Source organism: Pseudaeromonas sp. HNCC25DJ180 (assembly GCF_055413345.1).
In genome coordinates, this window is record NZ_JBVAYF010000001.1 from 272,088 (window position 1) to 290,671 (window position 18,584).

Sequence of the window (18,584 nt, forward strand, 5' to 3'; positions counted from 1 at the left end):
GCCAGATGATTAGCCAGCCGTGAAGCTTTGGTATGCCGCCCACTCTCATTCTGCGTACTCCCGTCGTTCTGCTCACCACACCACCTGACTCTCGACCGTACGGCTGACCACCAAGGTACCATTGTCGCAACGACCAATACTGGTCAGGCGATAGAGTTGCTTGCCCTCCGGCAGGGCCTGCTGCTGACAACTGAGCCGGGCCTGGCAGTGGGACAAACCCGCCTCGCTCCAGTTAAGCGTATCAGTGACGGCACAACTACCGGCCACGCTGCCGGTGGCGGGGCGCAGCAGCAGATAAAGTTGTCGCTCCATGCCACTATTGGCCGCCGCCAGGGCTCGAGCCCCCAGCAGCTCATAGCTGACGCTCTCACTGCTACTGCCCAGCAAGCGGGTCAGGGCCACGGCCAACAGACCGATCACCACTATCAGTACTATGGCGATAACCAGCATGGAGCCCCGCTGGCGGGCGAGGTAAAGTTCAGAGCTCATAGCTTACGCTCTCACTGCTACTGCCCAGCAAGCAGGCCTGGGCCACGGCCAGCAGGCCGATCACCACTGTCACCACTATGGCGATAACCAACATGGAGCCCCGCTGGCCCGCTCGGTGAGGATCAGGGTACATAATTCACCTGCATGCGACGATTAAGCACCTGCTCTCCCCCCTCCACCAACACCCGCAAGGAGAGATCCATTTGCACATTATGATTGAGGCTGGCGGGCACCAGGGAGAAGCGACTGCTGGCAGAGAGCCGCTCGGCCATCAAGCTGCCCGAGGCCGGAAAACCGGCGCTCCAATCCCAGCTCCAAGCCCCGCTGCCGGCATAGAGACTATAACGATAGAGCTGCCCCCCCCGCAGACACCAGGCCACGGGGCCAGACTCATTTAACACATAGTAGCGCCGGGCTCGGGAATCCGCCGCCCAAACAAAGCTGCCGGGTGTCACAGTGGCCGCGCCGGTCACGGTCGCGGTGGCCGCTGACGGCGTAAAGCTGGCAAGGGCCGCCACACTACCGCTGGCCGCCGGCAAGGCGCCATAGAGCTCACTGGCCAGCTGGCTATTGATGGAGAGACGCCGCCCCGGAGCCAGTGCTGATTTCTGGGGTTGCCAATAATCGGCGCCACTGTCGATCAGCTCCAGGCTGGCGTGATCCCGCGCCAATCCCAGATACCCCCCCACCCCCACCACAGGGATGAACTCGATGCAGGAGCCATCCCCCCTAGGTAGTCGCAAGCTGGCCGGATGGGCCCCGGCTACTTCCCGGCTTAAGCGTTCCAAGGCAAAGCGGGTGGTATCCAGAGCGCTCTGTTGCTCCTGGGTATCGCGGTAGAGCTGCACACCACTGCCCATAAACTGAGTGGTCATTATGCCCACCACGCCCAGCAGGATAATCACCACCACCAGCTCGATCAGGGTAAAGCCCGCGCTGTCTCTCATCCGTCTCATCAGTAGTTACTCCGATAGTCGGTCAATACCAATGACTCTTGCGAGGGCATGGTCACCGTCACCCGGATGCGCTTGGCCACATCCCCGCCGTCGCGCTCTGTCAGCCCCAACCCAGCGGGATAACTATCGATACAGAGTTGTACGCCATAGCCCTGATAGAGCGACGTATCCAGGCCTTGCACGGCCGCGACCTGGGCCCCGGTCAGCGGCGCCAGGCAGAAGAGCTGAAAATCGTCCACGTCATTGTAGAGGGTAAAGTTGGGGGTGCCATCGGCCAGCTTGGCATTGAGTTCCGCCCCCTCAGGGCCATAGGCGCTAGGGGCGGTACAGGGGCCACTGCTCTCTTCGAGATTGGCGTTGATGGCTCCGCAGTAGCGATACTTGTTCAGCGTGCTGACCCCCTGGCGATCCGAAAGCTCATCGTAGGAGCGACTCAGCACCTCCTGCAGCATGGTTTGCGCCAACTCCATGGCCCGCGCCTGATAAATGGGCTGGGGGCGGTTGCGCGCCTGCGGCAACAACACCGAGAGCAACATCAGCAAGGCAATCGCCAGCAGCACTATCCCCAGCACCAGTTCCAATAGCGTAAATCCCGACTCTCTGCTGTTAACCGCAAGCATGCAGATAACCCTCCGGCTCCAGACAAAGGCCCAGTGTGGATTCGCCCTGCACCCCGATGCGATAGGTGGCGGCCAGAGCCGTGGCACTACCATTGAGCAGGGGGCGTCCCCAGGTGTCGAAGTCGAGGCGGGTGGGGGCATTCCCCAGAGTAAGGCGCAAGCTGGCCGCCTCCTGTTGCGTCAGCCCCAGGTGAGGTGCCGCATACTGCTCTCCCGCCCCCGGCAGGCTGGCATCGCACCCCTTACTGGCTAACGAACGGCGGGGGATGCCAAACTGCACGCCAGAGAAGAGTAACAGATGGCACTCATCGCTACGGTTCATGGCCTGTATCTGCGTCAGACGCAACAGGCTAAGCAGTTGATCCCGATAGGCTACTTCCGAGAAGCCGGAGCTGGTCAGCATGCGTGGCAACCCATAGACGGCCAGGATCCCGACCAGCAGGATCACCACCACCAGTTCAACCAGGGTAAAGCCCCCTGTTGCTGCGCGCTTGCATGGCATATGAGCACCCATGGGCTAGCCGAAAATAAAACGGGGGGTGACGTTGACCGCCAACCCCCCATTAACCGAGTCGTCCCCTGCCAGCTTAGCTGACCGCCAACCCAGTGACTGGATTAACAGCCAGTTGAGGTCACCCTCACAGTGGGACGAGTACCAGAAACAGTCGGAGCAATATACGTCACGTTGCAAGATGCGGATGCGCCACCAGCCAAACTGGTTGGCCATAATGCCCAATCAGTACCGGAAGCACCTGATGCCCAATCATTGACGGATACATCAACGGCACGCCCGATACCCTCGGCGGCAGCCGTCGGATAACCAAAACCGACCATGATATTGCCGGTTGCTACCGCAACAGAAACAGTTGCGCCCGCAGCCGTATTTTCGATGCCTTGCAGCACAGACTTGGAGTAGACCAGGGAAGAGGCACTCTCCATGGCGGCTTTCATACCACTTAGGGTTGACGTCCGGGCATCACTCTGCAAGTTCAGGAACTTGGGAGCAGCCGTCACGGCCAGAATACCGAGGATGATGATGACGATGACCAATTCGATCAGGGTAAAACCTGCACTACGCTTCATACATTTATCCTTCTACTCTTGAAAAAAATCAGCTGTTATTGATATGACTGACTACCTGTCCCGAGGCGGGACGATAGCTAAAACTCTTGTACTTATCGCTGCGGTTGGCCGGATCTTCATAACGACCGCTGGCATTCTTGCTCAGCGAGTTGACCAGATAGTAACGACACAAGGAGTCGTTGCCATTGACCTCCACCGACACATAAAACTTGATGTCATTGCCAGCATTGGCCACCTGGTTGAAATCGGCTACCGCCTTGGGTGGATTCTGCAACAAGCCGTTCCAGATATTCAGGCAGCGAGTGGCGGTCAAACTACCTGGCGTCACCTCTATGGTGCTACTTGCACTGGTATCCACCGGATAACCGGGGGAGATGAGGCCGCTCTCCTCTTCACTCGAGGTGGGCGTCGTCAGATAGAAGCGGTAGCCATCGTAGAGTATGGTGTTGCGCCCCTCCTCCTTGCTGCGCCCCTTGGCTTCCCATTGGGAGCGCACCAAGAGGACCCCAGTGGCAAAGCCGCCGGCGACGCCCTCTACACTGGCATTCTTCGCCTCTTCGGTGACATCCAAAAAGCGTGGTAATGCCGTCACAGCCAGAATACCGAGCACCACAATGACGATAACCAGTTCAATCAGTGAAAAGCCTCGGGTTCGAGTCATGATCCATACCCCTGTTTCCTTACGCAAATTATAGGGTTAAGCGCCACGCAACCAAGTACTATTTTCATGCCTGATGCGGATTGACGATCACACTCCCGTGTAATTCATTGTAACGGGCAGTCAACTCACCCCATTGGAACTGACACTCACCCGCAGCAGGGGAAGCCACCTGCACCGCTTGCGATGCCAGCTCCGGTCGGTTCCCTAACAACCCCCGCCAGAGTCGCGAACAAGCAGAGTCCAGTTCGGCTTTTCCCTGTGTAGGCCGCCAGTCCTCGGGCCAGCCGGCACGATTCATCATAAACACACCCTCCGCTCCTGCCAGGGTGTGCCACAACTGCCGGGGCCGCCCCTGACTCAACCACAAACCATGCAGCAGTTCGACCCGTTCGCCATAGCTCACCATCAGTTGCTGCCAACTCACCGCCAACGCATCCTGGCGGCGGGAGTTGAACTGGCTGGCCACCCCCCACATCAGCAGTAGCAGCAGGGTCAGCGCCAGCAGGAAATGGAACAGCCCCAACACGGAGGTATCCTGCTCCTCACGTTGCCCCACTAACTGCGCCCTCGCACCGCGTTGATCATGTCCCACATGGGGGTGAAAATCCCCAATGCCAGCACCAACACCATACAGGCCACAACGACCAGCAGTATGGGTTCAATGCGGGCCGTCAGAGTACGCAAGTCATAATCCACCTCGCGCTCATAAAACTCGGCGGCTTCCTGCATCAACTCATCAACCTGTCCCGTCTCCTCCCCCACGGCAAACATCTGCATCACCAAGGGCGTAAACAGCAGGCTGTTGCCCGCGGTGCGCAACAAACTCTCCCCTCGCTCGACGCCGCTGCGCATCTGGCGAATACGTTGCCCGACGAAGGCATTATCCACCGCATCGGCCACCAGAGTGAGCGCCTGGTTCAACGGAATACCCGAACGCAACATCATGGCAAAGCTGCGGGCAAAACGGGCCAGCAGGGAGCGGTTGATGATGCTGCCAATAATCGGCAAGCGCAGTTGCCAGCGGTGCCAAGTCAATCGGCCCTCTGGCGTCCCCACCCACCAGATCCAGAGTAGAGTGACACTAATGGCTCCCGCCAGCAGAGCCCACCACCACTGGACAAAGAAGTGCGACGTGGCCAGCAGGATGCGGGTGGCGAGAGGCAGTTGTACTCCAAATTTGGCAAACATGTTGGCAAAGGTGGGGATCACATAGATGTTGAGAATAAACATGGCCGCCACGATGAAGAGCAGCACCAGGGCGGGATAACGCATGGCGGTCTTGATGCGCTTGCGCGTCTCCAGCTCCAGGGCAAAGTAGTTGGAAAGCTGCAAGAAGGCCTCTTCCAGTTGCCCCGTGTTCTCCCCCACATGGACTATGGCGATGAAGAGGTTATTGAATACTTTGGGGTGCCCCTGCATGGCCATCGAGAGGGCGCGACCATTGCCCAGCTCGCTCTCCAGAGACTGCAGGGCCCGGCGCAGTGGTTTGCTGTGGGCTGTGTCAGCCAAACCATGGATGGCGCGCATGATGGGAATACCCGCCTTGGTCAGGGCATACATCTGGCGGGTAAAGATCACCAACTCTTCCAGCGAGACTCGGCTCTCCAACAACTGCCGCCAGGCGACTCCCGGCCGCGGAGCCCGTCCAGGACGCAAGGCAGTTGGCAATATGCCCCGGCGCAGCAGTTGCTCGCCAGCTGCCTGCTCATTGGTCGCTTCCACCTGGCCACTAACCGCACGGCCTTGGCTATCGCGACCCCGATAGGCAAAAAAGGCCATCAGCTCACGACCTCGGCCAGGCGCAGCACCTCATCCACAGTGGTGATACCCTTGCCAGCATACTCCAGTGCCATCTCCACCAAAGAGCGATACTCCACATGTTCCCGCGCGGCCCGGGCAAAGCCTTCTGGATCGCCGCGCCGCAAGGCATCCATCATGGATTCATCCAGTTCAAGCAGTTCAAAGACCCCGATCCGCCCGGCATAGCCGGTAAAATTGCAACTCTGACAACCGCGACCATGGCTGAAGGTGTGCGTCTTGACGGCCTCACCAAACAGATTGTTCAACCACACCTGTTCGCTCGAGTCCAAAGGGTGGGGCTCGTGACAATCACGGCAGATACGCCGTACCAGACGCTGGGCCACGATAGCCCGTAAGGCACTGGCCACCAGATAACCGGGCGCGCCCATGTCCATCAGCCGCAAGGCACTGGAGATGGCATCATTGGTGTGCAGTGTGGTCAGCACCAAGTGGCCGGTCATGGCCCCACGCAGCCCTATCTCCACCGTCTCCTGATCCCGCATCTCCCCCACCAGCAAAATATCGGGATCCTGGCGCAGGATGGCGCGTAGCACATTGGAGAAATCAAGACCAATCTTGGGATTGACCTGCACCTGGTTGATGCGCGGAAGTCGATACTCTACTGGATCCTCCACCGTCACTATCTTGTGGCTGGGCAGGTTGAGCTCGGAGAGCGCACCATACAGGGTCGTGGTCTTGCCGCTCCCCGTGGGGCCCGTGACCACTATCATGCCGTGGGGACGCTTGAGCTGGCGGCGAAAACGCTGCAACAGCCAGTCCGGCATGCCGATATCTTCCAGACGCAACAGCCCCGCCGAGTGATCCAGCAGGCGCATCACGACCGACTCCCCATGCTGCACCGGCATGGTGGACATCCGCACATCGATCTCGTGGCCGCGCACCCGCATGTTGAAGCGGCCATCCTGCGGCAGCCGCTTCTCCGCTATGTCCAGCCCGGCCACCAGTTTCAGGCGCAACACCAGGGCCGGCGCGATCCGCACCTCGTTAAACACGCTCTCATGCAGCACCCCATCGACGCGCTGCCGGATGCGCAGCACCTTCTCATCGGGTTCAATATGAATATCCGAAGCACGCACCTGCACCGCATCTTCAAACAGGGAGCGCAGCAGTTTGACCACAGTGGCTTCACTCTCACTGCCTACCGCCTCGGCCAGCCCCATATCAAACTCGGAGAGCTGATACTCCTCCAGCAGTTGCTCGGCAAAGTTTTCGATCTCCTTGGTGCGACGATAGAGCTGATCAAAATACTCCAGCAATTGCCCCTCTCGGGCCACGGCCAGCTTGAGGCTAAGTGGTGCCAGCATGGCTTCAAGCGCATCGAGCGCCGCCAGATCCGCCGGATCCGACATCACCACATTGACCTCCAGCTCATTGCTGTTGACGGCCAAAGCGCGATAACGTCGGGCATGCACTTCGGGAATGAGCTGCACGGCCTGCGGCTGAATCGTCAGTTTGGAGAGATCGAAGAAGGGGATCCCCAGCTGCTGAGCCAAGAAATGGAGCAGTTGGGTCTCGGTCAGGAAGCCCAATTCGATGAGGGTAGAGCCTAACTTGCGCCCAGTCTGGCGCTGCTGTTGCAATGCCAACTGCAGTTGGTCATCCGACACTATGCCCTCGGCCACCAACAGGTCACCGAGCCGCATTCTGAGTCTGGGTTTACTCATCAGCCCTGCTCCAGTTGCATGCGCCTTTCGCGCGCAAAATTATGCGCGGCGGCGCTCAGACCAGAGGCAGTCTCAGCCCGTTGGTACGCTTCCCGAGCCGCCAACTGCCGCCCCTGCTTATCATAGGCAATGGCCAAACCCAACCACCAGCGCCCCTCACCCGGTTGCGCCCGGCTCAGTTGCTGATAGCTGGCCGCCGCCGCCGCATACTGACCCACCTCCTGCGCCAAGGCGGCACGAGTGGCGTAATAATCCAGGTTACGGCTCACATCCGGCTCCAGGCTATTGAGATACCCCAGAGCACTCGACTTGTCGCCCATCGACAGCGTGACCCGCGCCAGCAGCAGGCGAAAATCGGCATAGCGGGGAGCCAAGGCCACCCCTTGCTCCAGCAGGGAACGCGCCTCCTGCAGCCGCTCTTCGCCATAGAGCAAACCCGCCAAGCGTTCCCGGGAACCATGATCCAATGGCTCCTGTTGCAACACGCGAAACAGCGCTTGCCGCGCCTGATCCAGCTGCCCCTTGGCAATGGCCTGATTGGCCTTGCGCCGCTCCAGTGCCGCCTCCTGGGCCGCAGAGAGGTGCAGCTCCTCTATATCCAACGAGTTTTGCGGCGGCAGAGCCTGGCCCTGAGTCGATGCGCCCTCGGCGTAAAGATCGGGGCCCAGCAAGGCATCATCGCTGGCCTGAGCCAACGCTTTTTCCTCGGCGGCGGCCGCAGCTGGCTCGGTCGGCTCGCCATGGCTGGACGCCTCACCGAGCACGCTATCGCGTTCAGCGGCAGCTAGGGCAACACCAGCCGATGGCGAAGCCATAAGGCTAGCCTGAGCGCCAGAAGCGGAGGTAGCCGGCTCCGTAGCAAGCAGACCCTTCTCCTGCGCTATGGCAGAGGCTTGATGCGCCGGGGTTGATGTGGTTGATTGGGAGGGCAATAAGGAATAGGTCGCAATAGCCGCCGAGAGCGCAGCTGGCGTCGCTACGACCCCAGCCGACACAGGCTGGGGCACAGGCAGAGCGGCCGGCTGCAGCACACTCCATAGTCGCAACACACCATAGGCCAGCAGAGGCAAGGCCAACACGGGCCAAGCCCGCCACCAGGTAAAGCGGGAGGGGGCCGGCGGTTGATAACGCCCGGCCACGATCGACCCCTGGCGCTGCTCAAGATCCTTGAGCATCTGGTTGATTACACTCATAGCATTCCTCTTGAGAGCCGCCATAGCCCCAACACCAGCAGTGCCAATACGCCACCGAGTAGCCAGTAACCGTAGGGATAGCGAGCGATCACATCGTCGGTATCCGTCATGGCGATACGCACATGCTGGGGTCGAACTAACCGTTCACCGCGGCCATAGGCCAGCATCAGGCTCTTGTGGGCCAATATATTGATCAGTCTGGGAATGCCCCGTCCTGCGCGCCATAGCCTAGCCAGGGCGCGAGGCGAGAAGAGCGGGGCACCGAGATAACCGGAAACCTGCAGCCGGTACTCCAGATAGGCCCTGGTCTCATCCAGCAACAGCGGGCGCAGGCGATAGGAGAAGGTGATGCGCTGACGCAACTGACGTAAGCCCGGCTCCGCCAGGCGCCTATCCAGCTCAGGCTGACCAAACAACACCACCTGTAACAGTTTGCTGGATTCGGTCTCCAGATTACCAAACAGGCGGATCGCCTCCAGGGTCGTATCGGGAATGGCCTGAGCCTCATCCAATAGCAGGATGACGGGCCGCCCAGCCTGACGCAGCTCGATCAAGCGACGCTGGATGGCGTCCGTTACCACCAGATCCTGGGCTGACACCCCAATTCCCAGCTCCAGAGCCAGCGCTTGCCGTAGCTCATCCGGGTTTAAATAGGGATTAGGCAGATAGGCCACCTGATGATTGGCACCCAGCTCACCCAGCAACTTGCGCAGCAACAGGGTCTTGCCCGTCCCCACCTCACCGGTCACCTTGATGAAGCCCTCCCCTTGGGTTAGGGCCACGCGCAATACTTCGAGTGCCTCCTCATGCGGTGGCAGGCCAAAGTAAAATTCCGTGTTAGGAGTGAGGCCAAAGGGCGCTGCACGCAAACCAAAATGGGCTAGATACACGGCTTACGGTTGCTCCGGATACCACTTGTCCAACAACTGACTGGAACGCTGCAGCTCCTGCTGCCAGGTATCCCCCTCCACCACTTGGGGCCGCAACATGATCACCAGCTCGGTCTTCACATTGCTCTCCTGGCGGTTGGTAAACGCCTCGCCAAACCAGGGCACATCACCGAGCCAAGGCACCTTGCTCACCTGCTGCTCCTTGCTGGTTCGCATCAAACCACCGATGACGATCACATCCCCGGACTTGGCCTGCACCACGGTATCGGACTCACGGATCTCGCTGTGGGCCATGGGTAGCTTGTAGACGGTTCCAAGCTGGGTGCCTGTCCCTCCCAGCTCGATGGACTTCTCCTGTTCGGTCACGTCGGTGACCGAGGGGTGCACATGCAGCAGCACATTACCCACTTCATCAATCTGCGGGGTTACGTCCAGGGCTATCCCCGAGAAGAAGGGCGTCAAGTCTATGGAGGGCGAGACCACGGGAGAGCTGCCTGAGCTGGCGACTGTACTGGTGGAGACGCCGGTGACGAAATACTCGTCGCTACCCACCTTGATCACCGCCTTCTGGTTGTTGGTGGCGGTGACTCGAGGGCTGGAGAGGGTATTCACATCCCCTTGGGTCTTCAGCAGATTGACCACGGCGTTGAAATTGCCATCCGAAATCACCAAGCCCGCCCCGCCGCCCAACGCCGTGGCGATAGGATTGGTGACGGCCGGTAGCTTGACCAGACTGCCGCCGGCTATGCCCTTGTTACCATCCCAACTGGCACTCAAACTGCTCCACTGGATCCCCTGTTGATACCCCTCATTCAAGCGCACCTCGAGGATCTTGGCCTCCAATATGACCTGGCGCTTAAGCTGCCGCTCCGACTGACCAAGAAAATCCCGAACTGCTTTCAGTTCATCGGGCATCGCCTTGATGCTCACCAACCCAGCTTGCGGATTAAGGATCACCGCCCGCCCGTTGCCACTCCCCACCAGCCGCTGCAGTGCCACCTCCAGATCGCGCCAGAAGTCGCTCTGACTGCTTGTTTCTATCTGCGTGCCATTGGTATCTGTGGTCGAGCCGGAACCACTGTTGTTGTTATTATTGTTATTGTTGTTGCCGTTGTTGTTGCTGCTATCGCCATTGCTGTACGAGCCACTATTGTTCTGCTGCTCCGTGACCCCCCCCGAAGTGACGCTGGTACGGGACTTACCATGGCGGCTCATCATCAGGTAGTTGACCGAGAAGTTCTCGGTTCTGAGCCCCGCCGGGTAGACATGATAGACACTACCCACCCGACGAATATCGAAGCCATACATGCTAGCGACCGTATCCAGCACTTCACTCTGGGTGACTTCGCGCAGATCCAGGGTGATGAGCCCCTCGACGCCCGGATGGACCGCCACGCTATAGCGCCCCTCCTGCATCAAGGAGGCAAAGAACTCGGCGGCAGGCACCTCTTTGGCGGCAACCCGGAAGCGACGTTCAGCCAACGCAGGTGCAGCCATGGACTGCAAGGGGTTCGCCGGCAAGAGCTCAGCCTGGACCGCAGCGGGCACACTCAGCACCTGACTCGTCTGCTGACTCGCATCCTTCAACACCTGCTTGGCCTCGGTCGGTTGCGGATGCTGATAGGTGACGCACCCCGCCAGCAACAAGGCGAGGGTCAGTAGTGAATAGGGGTAAAAAACGAGAGGAGAGGAGTTATTCATTCGACCTTGACCTTGCTTGAGTAGAGGGGGATGCGATGTTGCTGACCATCCCGCACCAAAATAACGCCACTCGCCTGAATGGATTGCAACCGATACGCCCCGACAGGATCACCAAGATAGTAGCTCTGGCCATCGAGCACCGCCTTGTGGCGAACGGGCCCCAATAGCACAGCCTGCAGCTGGGGTAGTCGGCTGCTCTGGCTACCCTGGGTCGCCGGAACACCGCCCAGAGGAGTGGTCGGATCTTGTAAAGTCTCGGCCCCCAGCCAACAACTGGGCCACAAGGTCAGCCATAGCAACCATCTAGCCACGGATAAACTCCTTACTGGTACTCAGGGTATAGAGCTCCAACGTCACCCGGGCATTAGGGTACTGAGTCACCCGGTAATCCAGACTCCGCCAATAAAAGCGTTCGGGTAGCCCTTCCAAGGCGCGCAGATAGTGGAATAGCTCAAAATAGCTTCCCTCCAGTTGCAACCGCAATCCATGCTGAAACAGATTGCTCAGCTTGCTCCCCGCCAGCAGGGGCTCAGGCGGTAGGGAGGTGAGGCTCACCAACTTCAGGTGGCCAGAGCTGGCCAATACCCGCTCCAACACCAACGGCATCTGCTCGGCGGGGATCAAATCCAGAGTCTGTTGGCGCAAGCGCTGATCCAACTGCTGGAGTCGTTGCTCCAGGCTGGAAAATTGCACCCGCAACGGCTGACTGGGGTCACCTGACAGCCTGCTCTGCCGGGCCAGGTTGTCTTGTTGTAACTGTTGCAAGCTCTGGCTCAGCTCCCCTTCCCTGTGCTGCAGCTGTTGCCACTGCAACCAGGCGGGCTCCAGCCACAGGCTGTAACCTGGCAGTAGCATCAAGGCCGCACCCGCGACTAGCACCAGGACCCGCTCTCGTAAGCTCAGTGCCGCCACCCAAGCACAGCCAGATTGCCAATGGGCGTTCATGGTCGCTTCTCCTGTACCGTATCCTGGGGACGGCTGTTGAGTTGAAACTGCAGGTTACCCTGACTGTCCCGCGACATCAGCAACTCATCGAAACGACGCCCGGAGAGCCCCCGAGTCCCCGCAAAACGGTTCAGCCAGGCCGGCACCTCTTGGCTGCGGCTGGTCAATCCCTGCAAGGAGATCCGCTCCCCCTGCAGTTGGATCCGTTGCAAGGCGATCTCAGGGCTGCGGATCCGCGCCAGCTCTTCCAGCACCAAGGCAAAGCCCTGACTCTTTAGCAAGTTGCGGCCAGCCAGGTTGTCCAGCAGTGACTGTTTAGTCTCCAGCTCGGACTGATGTTCCGCTACCTGTTGCGCCAGGCTGGCATCGGGTTTATGGGCCTCAAGCAGCCGATTCAACCGCTCGACCTCCTGCTGCTGCGTGGTGAACGACAGCTCCAGCGCTTGAGTCGCCTGCTGCTGACTACGGAGGCGATATTGCAAGTAGAGTGCACAACTCAGGATCAACAGCAGCACGGTAGCCCAAATAAGCAATAGCTGTGGCAAAGAGCACCACAACCGTTTGGGACGAAACTCATCGGCATAGAGATTGATGCGCAGCTTCATGAGGCCACCTCACCCTGCAGCAAGGCAAAGGCGGGCAGGTACTCCAACCCAGCCGCCACCGCCGGATTGGCCAGGGCAGCGACCGGCATGGGAAAACTGGCGGCGAGATGCCGCACCAGAGCCCCCAGATCGCCAGAGTTCAGCGCCACCTGCATGCGACTGGCGTCACCTAGCTTGAGCTGAGCCGTCAAATAGTCCAGAGAGCGCTGGATCTGCAGGGTCAGGTTATCCAGCAACTCCGGAGCCTGAGCCACAATGCCCAGCTGATCCAGCTGACTAAAACCCCGCAGTTGGCGATTGAAGCAGAGCTGACCGCCGCTTATGGCCAACAGGCTCAACTCCTGACCTGGCAATTGATAGAGCAGTAATTCCAATCTGGCTGCGCGACCGGGCAAATTGGCCAACGCCAGCTCCTCTGTGGTGATGAGGCTGAGCCGGGCATGGGCATTCACACTGTCGGCGATAAGCTGCAACCGGCTCTTGGGCACGGCCACCACCGCCAGTTTGGGGTGGGAAGCGGGACTGGTAGGAAGATCGTAGTAGTCGCAGGAGAGCTGCAGCACGGGATCGGAGACAAAATCCTTGATGGCCCAAGGCAAGGCCCCCTGCAACTCCTCATCAGGCACATCTGGTTTATCAATCTGTACCTGCTGATAGAAGGCGGGGGCCAGCAAGACCAGCACCTCGAACTCAGGCTGGGCGACTCGGCTCAACAAACTGGCAATGGCTCGGGGCCACTCACCAGATCCCTGACAGGGCTCGCGCACAAAGAGCACAGAGGGCTGACGCTGCACCAGCAGCACGCACTCCTGCCCCAGAGCCAACGCTAGGGTCTGCTTGGGCTGCCTAGGCCGCTGCAGTCGTCTAAGCCATTCCATCATGGGTAAGCCAATCCTTATCATTCAATCGACTGATAATATGCCAAATGGCCCCAGATCTAAATCTTAACCACTCGACACTCCGAGCGCCTCATCTCAGAGTTCAGTTCGATTTTGTGATCTGAGTAGCTAGTGCCGCAGGTTGACCAAACAAAAACCCCTGGGCCCCGCTCACCCCCAGAGACTGTAACACCCGCCACTCATCAGCCGTCTCAACCCCAACGGCAATCACCTGCGTCTCGCCACTGGCACTCCCCCCCACCAGGGAACGCACCGCCATCTGGTTGAGTGGGCGATGACGAATATCGCGGATCAGGCTTGGATGCAGTTTGAGATAGCGCACATCAAACTCTGTGATGTAGTGAATGCTGCTCACCTCCTGGCCCACATGATCCACCGACAGGCGCACGCCCATCAGCCTCAGCTCTCGCAAGGGGATCCGCAACGTGGGCTGGTAACGACAGAGTTGTGCCTCGTTGAGCTCGATGACCAGCTGCGCTGTCTTGCGCTTACCGAGCCGTAGCAATTGCATCAGCAACCAGCGACGATACTCCCGATCCAGCAGGGTCAGCGGGTGCAAGTTGAGGGCAATCGGCAGTCGCTGCCGTTCGGCCTCAGGCAACAGAGCCAACGCCTGCTGAGTCATCAGCCGATCGAAGGGCAGCTGCATGCCGCTCTTCTCCACCATCACCAGGAACTGACTGGCCGAGAGCAGACGCCCCTGCTCGTCGGGTAACAGCGCCAGCAGCTCCTGCAGTATGGGCGCCTCGGGCTGCCCGGCCATGGCCGACTGCAACTGATAGTGCAGCTGTTTGCTGGCAAACAACCGCTCTAACCGGGTCCGCCAGCGCACTGTCCCCTTATCTGTGGCCTCGAAGCGCAATGGTTTGTCATAGAGAAAGTAGCCGCGCTCCTGCTGCAAGCGAGCACTGCGTAACGCCTGTTCCGCCTGCTCCTCCAACTGGGCCAATTGCTCACCAGGCTGGTAACAGACGGCACCTATGTAGAGGCTCTGCTCCACATCCAGATATGCGGGCAGAGGCAACCGCTCCAGGCTGCGCAGCAGCTGCTCCGTCGTCGTCAGGACTTCCTGCTTACTGAGGTTGGGGATGAGCAGGGCCAGCACGTTACCGGCGTAGCGGGCCAGCACTCCGCCATGAAAGCGCTGCAGATGCTGGTTGAGATAGTGGCTACACTCCAGCAGCAAGGCCTGGCCCCGCGCCTCCCCCTCCCGCTGGCTGACCCACTCCACCGCCTCCAACTCCACCAGCAGTATGGCTCCCGTGCTGGTCTCGGCATCCTTGATGGCGGCTTCCAAGCGGTTATCAAAGAAAATGCGATTGCCGATGGCTAGTTGTTTATCGATGAACACATTGCGACGGATGAAGGTATCGAAGCGACTGCGCTCCTTCTTGGCATCCGCCAGCTCACTCTGTAGCTGGCTGAGGGCTTGACTCACAGACTCAGGCCACTCCTCGCTGGGGTTATGACGCAGCCGATGGCTCTGGCCCTGCAGCAGGCTCTGGCCGCGCAGGGCGAGCAATTCCGCCCCACGCAATTGGCGGCGCACCCAGCGCATGGCCCACCAGAGCCCCAACGCTACCAACGCCAGGCCGGCTAGCAGATAGAGCAGTGGCTGTTGCACATAGGTCAGCGTCAGCAAAGGGGGGAGCACGGAAAAGGCCACATGCAATGAGGGGGTATGCCGCCCACTCAGATGCACCGCCCGCAGCCTGTGTTCCACATCCCGATACTGCTCATCCAGGTAGTAGAAGATAGGCACATCCCCCAGATAGACCATCACCTCCTTGACGCCATTGGCCTCCAGTATGGGGGGGATCCAGGCTTGGAGTATGGGGGCATCCGGGTTGTGTAACGCCTCCTGCTCTATGATCTCCACCACAGCCTGCAACTCCTGGCGCTGGTTGCGGCTGGTTAGCTCGTTAAAGCTGAATGAGGCCACCAGCAGCAATAGCACCACACTGCCGATGACGCACAGGCAGAGCAAGGCCACCAGTTGATTGGTTAATTTCATTTGTCATCCCTAACAAGCCCAGCACGGGCCACTCCATTCTAACAGCCAGGATCCCAGCGACCAGCATGAGATGGCCATTGGCCCTCGCAGCGCGTCGCCAGACTGCTGGCAGCGCGGACAGAAAAGCCCCCTGACAGTGCCGAAAGAGGGAGCGCCCAATACCTAATGTGCGCTTGCGCAAAATTCACGCTTGCAGCACAACCTCCTGTGGCTCACATGACTATGCTTGAAACGCTCACCCCATACCATCAGGAAAACCTTATGTCATTTTTTCTCAATCTCTCCATCGGCAAGAAACTGCTGGCGGCGTTTAGTCTGATGGCTCTCCTCGTCATCACTTTGGGTCTGTTCAGCATCACTGAGCTGGATAAGGTCAACTACAGCAGCACAGTCATAGTGGAAGAGCACCTGCCACGGCTGATGTCTGTCAGCACTCTGGATGTAAAACTGTCCGATTTTCGCCGCCGCCAACTGCGTATGCTGGAGAAGCACGACGAAGCCCAGAGCCGACTCTATGCCGAGCGCCTGCAGCAGGATCAAACCAGCATAGAGGCTGAACTACAAAAACTGGCGCAGATTGATGTAGATCCCGCGCAGGCCAAGCAACTGAGCACGCTGCAGAGTCAATGGCAAGGCTACAGCAAGCTGCAGCAACAGATGGTCAATTTCAACCAGCAGGAGCAACTGGACAAAGCCGCCGCCCTGCTCAATGGCCCAGGTGATGAGCAGTTCCGCAGCATCAAGGCGCTGATTGCCGAACTCAGCAAGGCCAACCAACAGGATGCCAAGGCCGCTAGTGACGAGGGGGATCGCCTGTTTGCCAACGCCAAGCTGCTGATCTGGAGCCTGATAGGCAGTGCTCTGCTGCTGGTCGCCTTCTGTGCCTGGGGACTGGGCAATCTTATTCGCAAACCCATACAGCGCCTGGTGGATCAGGCCGAACAGGTAGCCAATGGCGACCTCACCTCGCATCTGGATTACAGCCGCTTCGCCGATGATGAGATAGGCACACTCGCCAAATCGTTCGGTCGCATGCAACAGAACCTGCGCACCCTGGTGCAGGAGCTAGCCTCCGCCGTGGATCAACTCAGCAGTGCCGCCGAGGAGGTGAGCGCCATAGCCGAGCAATCGGCAGGCGGTCAACAGCGGCAGCAGAGCGAGATCACCTATCTGGCCACCGCCATGAACGAGATGAGCAGCACGGTCAATGAGGTGGCCCGCAATACCACCCAGGCCGCCACGGCAGCCCAACAAGCTAATCAGGAAGCGCTGGCGGGTGGCTTGATAGTCAATGAGACACTGCAAACCATTCAGCAAGTGGCCAATGAGGTCGAGCAGGTAGCCAAGGTGGTCCATGAGCTGGAGCAGGACAGTAGCAAGATCGGCGTGGTACTGGAGGTGATCCGCGGCATTGCCGATCAGACCAACCTGCTGGCTCTCAACGCTGCCATTGAGGCCGCCCGCGCCGGTGAGCAGGGGCGTGGTTTTGCCGTGGTAGCCGATGAGGTCCGCACCCTGGCCCAGCGCACCCAGCAATCGACCCAGGAGATCAATAACATCATAGGTACACTGCAGCAGCGCGGCAAACAGGCGGTCGCCGCCACCCAGGAGGGGCAGCAGATGGTCAGCTTGTGCGTACAAAAAGCCGAGCTAGCCGGGCACAGCATTGAGAGCATAGCGACCGCCGTGGCCGAGATCTCCGACATGAGTACCCATATCGCCACCGCCACCGAAGAGCAAAATTCGGTGGCCGAAGATCTCAATCGCAACATCATCAACATTAACACCGCCTGCAGTGAATTGGCGGAAGGCACGAATCAGACATCCAGCGCCTGCAAGGAGCTCAGTGCCCTGGCCCATCGCCTGAGCGAACTGGCTCGCCGCTTCCACATCTGAGCAGATGAGTGACGGGGCGCCCAAGCGAGCCGTCACTCATCAATTTTCGCCCCTTGAGAAAAATCTCATACGGGTCTGGCCACCCAGATCCGTTATGCTCCCCCCTCTCTCTCTCATCCTCGAGTCCCCATGCGCCTGCACCCCCTGCTACTCTGCCTGAGCAGCCTGCTGCTCCCCCTGACCACTCAAGCCAATGACACCACAGCCCGGGTGGGCGCCGGCGGCATCACACTGCTGCAGAGTGCGGATATCCGAATGGCGGAGGAGCAACTGACCATTTCCCCCAAGCGCATCACGGTGCGCTATCGCTTCGAAAACGACAGCAACCAGGGCATAGACGCTACGGTCGCGTTCCCCATGCCCGCCTATAGCTGGAACCCCGGCTTCACCGCCCTGGATGCCAACAACATGCCCATGAGCTCCTTTCTGGCTCGGATCAATGAGGTGCCGGTACAAACCGTACGCCAACGCCGCGCCATGCTGAATGACAGGGACATCACGGTACCATTGCGCGAGGCGGGGCTTAGCGACGCCCAGCTGTTTGATACCTTTGGCGATGCTACCCCCGACGGCAATGGCCTCTCAGCCGAGCAGGCGCAAACCCTGATCCGACTCGGCGCCCTGAGTGACAATCACCCCAACTGGCAGGTGGCCGAGACCCGGACCTGGCAGCAGCACTTCCCCGCCCGCAGCGCGCTCCGGGTCGAGCATCAATACCAACCCTGGGTCGGAACTGTCTATGATGCCCCCTACCAACAGGGGTTCGAATTCAACACCCTGCTACCCATCCCCTCAGGTGTGAGTCGGGCAGACAAGGCTCCAGGCGAAGCCTGTGTCGATGAGGGCACCCGGCAGGCAGTCGAGCGCCGCATCAAACAGTTGGTCGCCAAGGGGGCCAAGATAGTCTGGGTGACACTGCAGGATGTGGAGTACATCTTGGGCACGGGACGCAACTGGAAGGGCCCCATAGGTGACTTCACCCTGACCCTGGAGAAAGAGAGCCCGGATCAGCTGGTCTCGCTCTGTTTTCCCGGCAAACCCCAGCGCCAAGGCAAACAGAAGCTGGTATTCAAGCAGCACGCCTATACTCCCCAGGATCGACTGGTCGTCTACTTCTACACCATTCGCGGCGACTAGCGCTCTCATG

At 59.6% G+C, this 18,584-nt stretch carries 20 protein-coding genes; 2 read left to right on the plus strand and 18 right to left on the minus strand.

The genetic code is table 11. The features are described from left to right. Positions 1-72: 72 nt before the first annotated feature. The 18 genes from ACZYTD_RS01270 to ACZYTD_RS01355 form a co-directional block, all read right to left on the minus strand. Positions 73-489, minus strand: a complete 417-nt coding sequence (locus ACZYTD_RS01270; protein ID WP_463888119.1) for a hypothetical protein — start codon at positions 487-489, stop codon at positions 73-75. Beyond that, on the minus strand, positions 479-622 hold the full coding sequence (locus ACZYTD_RS01275; RefSeq protein WP_463888121.1) for a hypothetical protein: 144 nt from the start codon (positions 620-622) through the stop codon (positions 479-481). Before ACZYTD_RS01275 ends, ACZYTD_RS01270 begins: the two co-directional genes overlap by 11 nt. Then, positions 612-1,445 (minus strand): prepilin-type N-terminal cleavage/methylation domain-containing protein, encoded by an 834-nt coding sequence (locus ACZYTD_RS01280; RefSeq protein WP_463888123.1) that lies wholly within the window; start codon positions 1,443-1,445, stop codon positions 612-614. The genes ACZYTD_RS01275 and ACZYTD_RS01280 overlap by 11 nt, the downstream gene beginning before the upstream one ends. Beyond that, the gene (locus tag ACZYTD_RS01285; protein ID WP_463888125.1) at positions 1,445-2,065 is read right to left on the minus strand and encodes a prepilin-type N-terminal cleavage/methylation domain-containing protein; all 621 of its coding nucleotides are present in this window, start codon (positions 2,063-2,065) and stop codon (positions 1,445-1,447) included. Before ACZYTD_RS01285 ends, ACZYTD_RS01280 begins: the two co-directional genes overlap by 1 nt. After that, positions 2,052-2,567: a prepilin-type N-terminal cleavage/methylation domain-containing protein gene (locus ACZYTD_RS01290; protein ID WP_463888127.1), complete on the minus strand. Its 516-nt coding sequence runs from the start codon at positions 2,565-2,567 to the stop codon at positions 2,052-2,054. Before ACZYTD_RS01290 ends, ACZYTD_RS01285 begins: the two co-directional genes overlap by 14 nt. A gap of 113 nt (positions 2,568-2,680) precedes the next feature. Beyond that, entirely contained in the window at positions 2,681-3,148 is a 468-nt protein-coding gene (locus tag ACZYTD_RS01295) for a prepilin-type N-terminal cleavage/methylation domain-containing protein (protein ID WP_463888129.1), read from the minus strand. Between the two features lie 28 nt (positions 3,149-3,176). Beyond that, positions 3,177-3,809 (minus strand): type II secretion system protein, encoded by a 633-nt coding sequence (locus tag ACZYTD_RS01300; RefSeq protein ID WP_463888131.1) that lies wholly within the window; start codon positions 3,807-3,809, stop codon positions 3,177-3,179. A 64-nt stretch (positions 3,810-3,873) separates the two neighbouring features. Then, positions 3,874-4,365: a hypothetical protein gene (locus tag ACZYTD_RS01305; RefSeq protein ID WP_463888133.1), complete on the minus strand. Its 492-nt coding sequence runs from the start codon at positions 4,363-4,365 to the stop codon at positions 3,874-3,876. Beyond that, positions 4,365-5,588, minus strand: a complete 1,224-nt coding sequence (locus ACZYTD_RS01310) for a type II secretion system F family protein (RefSeq protein WP_463888136.1) — start codon at positions 5,586-5,588, stop codon at positions 4,365-4,367. The genes ACZYTD_RS01305 and ACZYTD_RS01310 overlap by 1 nt, the downstream gene beginning before the upstream one ends. Then, positions 5,588-7,294, minus strand: coding sequence for a GspE/PulE family protein (locus ACZYTD_RS01315; protein WP_463888138.1), 1,707 nt, complete (start codon positions 7,292-7,294; stop codon positions 5,588-5,590). The genes ACZYTD_RS01310 and ACZYTD_RS01315 overlap by 1 nt, the downstream gene beginning before the upstream one ends. Continuing rightward, complete coding sequence (locus tag ACZYTD_RS01320) at positions 7,294-8,487, minus strand: tetratricopeptide repeat protein (RefSeq protein WP_463888141.1); 1,194 nt, start codon at positions 8,485-8,487, stop codon at positions 7,294-7,296. The genes ACZYTD_RS01315 and ACZYTD_RS01320 overlap by 1 nt, the downstream gene beginning before the upstream one ends. After that, on the minus strand, positions 8,484-9,377 hold the full coding sequence (locus tag ACZYTD_RS01325) for an ExeA family protein (protein ID WP_463888143.1): 894 nt from the start codon (positions 9,375-9,377) through the stop codon (positions 8,484-8,486). The genes ACZYTD_RS01320 and ACZYTD_RS01325 overlap by 4 nt, the downstream gene beginning before the upstream one ends. A gap of 3 nt (positions 9,378-9,380) precedes the next feature. Next, entirely contained in the window at positions 9,381-11,078 is a 1,698-nt protein-coding gene (gene mshL, locus ACZYTD_RS01330) for a pilus (MSHA type) biogenesis protein MshL (RefSeq protein ID WP_463888146.1), read from the minus strand. After that, on the minus strand, positions 11,075-11,389 hold the full coding sequence (locus tag ACZYTD_RS01335) for an MSHA biogenesis protein MshK (protein WP_463888149.1): 315 nt from the start codon (positions 11,387-11,389) through the stop codon (positions 11,075-11,077). The genes mshL and ACZYTD_RS01335 overlap by 4 nt, the downstream gene beginning before the upstream one ends. Continuing rightward, entirely contained in the window at positions 11,382-12,023 is a 642-nt protein-coding gene (gspM, locus tag ACZYTD_RS01340) for a type II secretion system protein GspM (RefSeq protein WP_463888151.1), read from the minus strand. Before gspM ends, ACZYTD_RS01335 begins: the two co-directional genes overlap by 8 nt. Beyond that, positions 12,020-12,628, minus strand: a complete 609-nt coding sequence (locus ACZYTD_RS01345) for a PilN domain-containing protein (protein WP_463888154.1) — start codon at positions 12,626-12,628, stop codon at positions 12,020-12,022. The genes gspM and ACZYTD_RS01345 overlap by 4 nt, the downstream gene beginning before the upstream one ends. Then, complete coding sequence (locus tag ACZYTD_RS01350; RefSeq protein ID WP_463888155.1) at positions 12,625-13,509, minus strand: MSHA biogenesis protein MshI; 885 nt, start codon at positions 13,507-13,509, stop codon at positions 12,625-12,627. Before ACZYTD_RS01350 ends, ACZYTD_RS01345 begins: the two co-directional genes overlap by 4 nt. A 100-nt stretch (positions 13,510-13,609) precedes the next feature. Next, positions 13,610-15,541, minus strand: a complete 1,932-nt coding sequence (locus ACZYTD_RS01355; protein WP_463888158.1) for an EAL domain-containing protein — start codon at positions 15,539-15,541, stop codon at positions 13,610-13,612. Between the two features lie 261 nt (positions 15,542-15,802). Between ACZYTD_RS01355 and ACZYTD_RS01360 the strand changes: the two genes are divergently transcribed. After that, positions 15,803-17,437 (plus strand): methyl-accepting chemotaxis protein, encoded by a 1,635-nt coding sequence (locus ACZYTD_RS01360; RefSeq protein WP_463888161.1) that lies wholly within the window; start codon positions 15,803-15,805, stop codon positions 17,435-17,437. A gap of 129 nt (positions 17,438-17,566) precedes the next feature. Continuing rightward, positions 17,567-18,574, plus strand: a complete 1,008-nt coding sequence (locus ACZYTD_RS01365; RefSeq protein WP_463888163.1) for a DUF4424 family protein — start codon at positions 17,567-17,569, stop codon at positions 18,572-18,574. Positions 18,575-18,584: the final 10 nt, after the last annotated feature.

What these genes read in the sequence shown, in the direction of transcription:
- ACZYTD_RS01270 (WP_463888119.1), bottom strand. Translation starts at nt 489, where the DNA reads ATGAGCTCTGAACTTTACCTCGCCCGCCAGCGGGGCTCCATGCTGGTT.
- ACZYTD_RS01275 (WP_463888121.1), bottom strand. Translation starts at nt 622, where the DNA reads ATGTACCCTGATCCTCACCGAGCGGGCCAGCGGGGCTCCATGTTGGTT.
- ACZYTD_RS01280 (WP_463888123.1), bottom strand. Translation starts at nt 1,445, where the DNA reads ATGAGACGGATGAGAGACAGCGCGGGCTTTACCCTGATCGAGCTGGTG.
- ACZYTD_RS01285 (WP_463888125.1), bottom strand. Translation starts at nt 2,065, where the DNA reads ATGCTTGCGGTTAACAGCAGAGAGTCGGGATTTACGCTATTGGAACTG.
- ACZYTD_RS01290 (WP_463888127.1), bottom strand. Translation starts at nt 2,567, where the DNA reads ATGCCATGCAAGCGCGCAGCAACAGGGGGCTTTACCCTGGTTGAACTG.
- ACZYTD_RS01295 (WP_463888129.1), bottom strand. Translation starts at nt 3,148, where the DNA reads ATGAAGCGTAGTGCAGGTTTTACCCTGATCGAATTGGTCATCGTCATC.
- ACZYTD_RS01300 (WP_463888131.1), bottom strand. Translation starts at nt 3,809, where the DNA reads ATGACTCGAACCCGAGGCTTTTCACTGATTGAACTGGTTATCGTCATT.
- ACZYTD_RS01310 (WP_463888136.1), bottom strand. Translation starts at nt 5,588, where the DNA reads ATGGCCTTTTTTGCCTATCGGGGTCGCGATAGCCAAGGCCGTGCGGTT.
- ACZYTD_RS01315 (WP_463888138.1), bottom strand. Translation starts at nt 7,294, where the DNA reads ATGAGTAAACCCAGACTCAGAATGCGGCTCGGTGACCTGTTGGTGGCC.
- ACZYTD_RS01320 (WP_463888141.1), bottom strand. Translation starts at nt 8,487, where the DNA reads ATGAGTGTAATCAACCAGATGCTCAAGGATCTTGAGCAGCGCCAGGGG.
- mshL (WP_463888146.1), bottom strand. Translation starts at nt 11,078, where the DNA reads ATGAATAACTCCTCTCCTCTCGTTTTTTACCCCTATTCACTACTGACC.
- gspM (WP_463888151.1), bottom strand. Translation starts at nt 12,023, where the DNA reads ATGAACGCCCATTGGCAATCTGGCTGTGCTTGGGTGGCGGCACTGAGC.
- ACZYTD_RS01345 (WP_463888154.1), bottom strand. Translation starts at nt 12,628, where the DNA reads ATGAAGCTGCGCATCAATCTCTATGCCGATGAGTTTCGTCCCAAACGG.
- ACZYTD_RS01350 (WP_463888155.1), bottom strand. Translation starts at nt 13,509, where the DNA reads ATGATGGAATGGCTTAGACGACTGCAGCGGCCTAGGCAGCCCAAGCAG.
- ACZYTD_RS01355 (WP_463888158.1), bottom strand. Translation starts at nt 15,541, where the DNA reads ATGAAATTAACCAATCAACTGGTGGCCTTGCTCTGCCTGTGCGTCATC.
- ACZYTD_RS01360 (WP_463888161.1), top strand. Translation starts at nt 15,803, where the DNA reads ATGTCATTTTTTCTCAATCTCTCCATCGGCAAGAAACTGCTGGCGGCG.
- ACZYTD_RS01365 (WP_463888163.1), top strand. Translation starts at nt 17,567, where the DNA reads ATGCGCCTGCACCCCCTGCTACTCTGCCTGAGCAGCCTGCTGCTCCCC.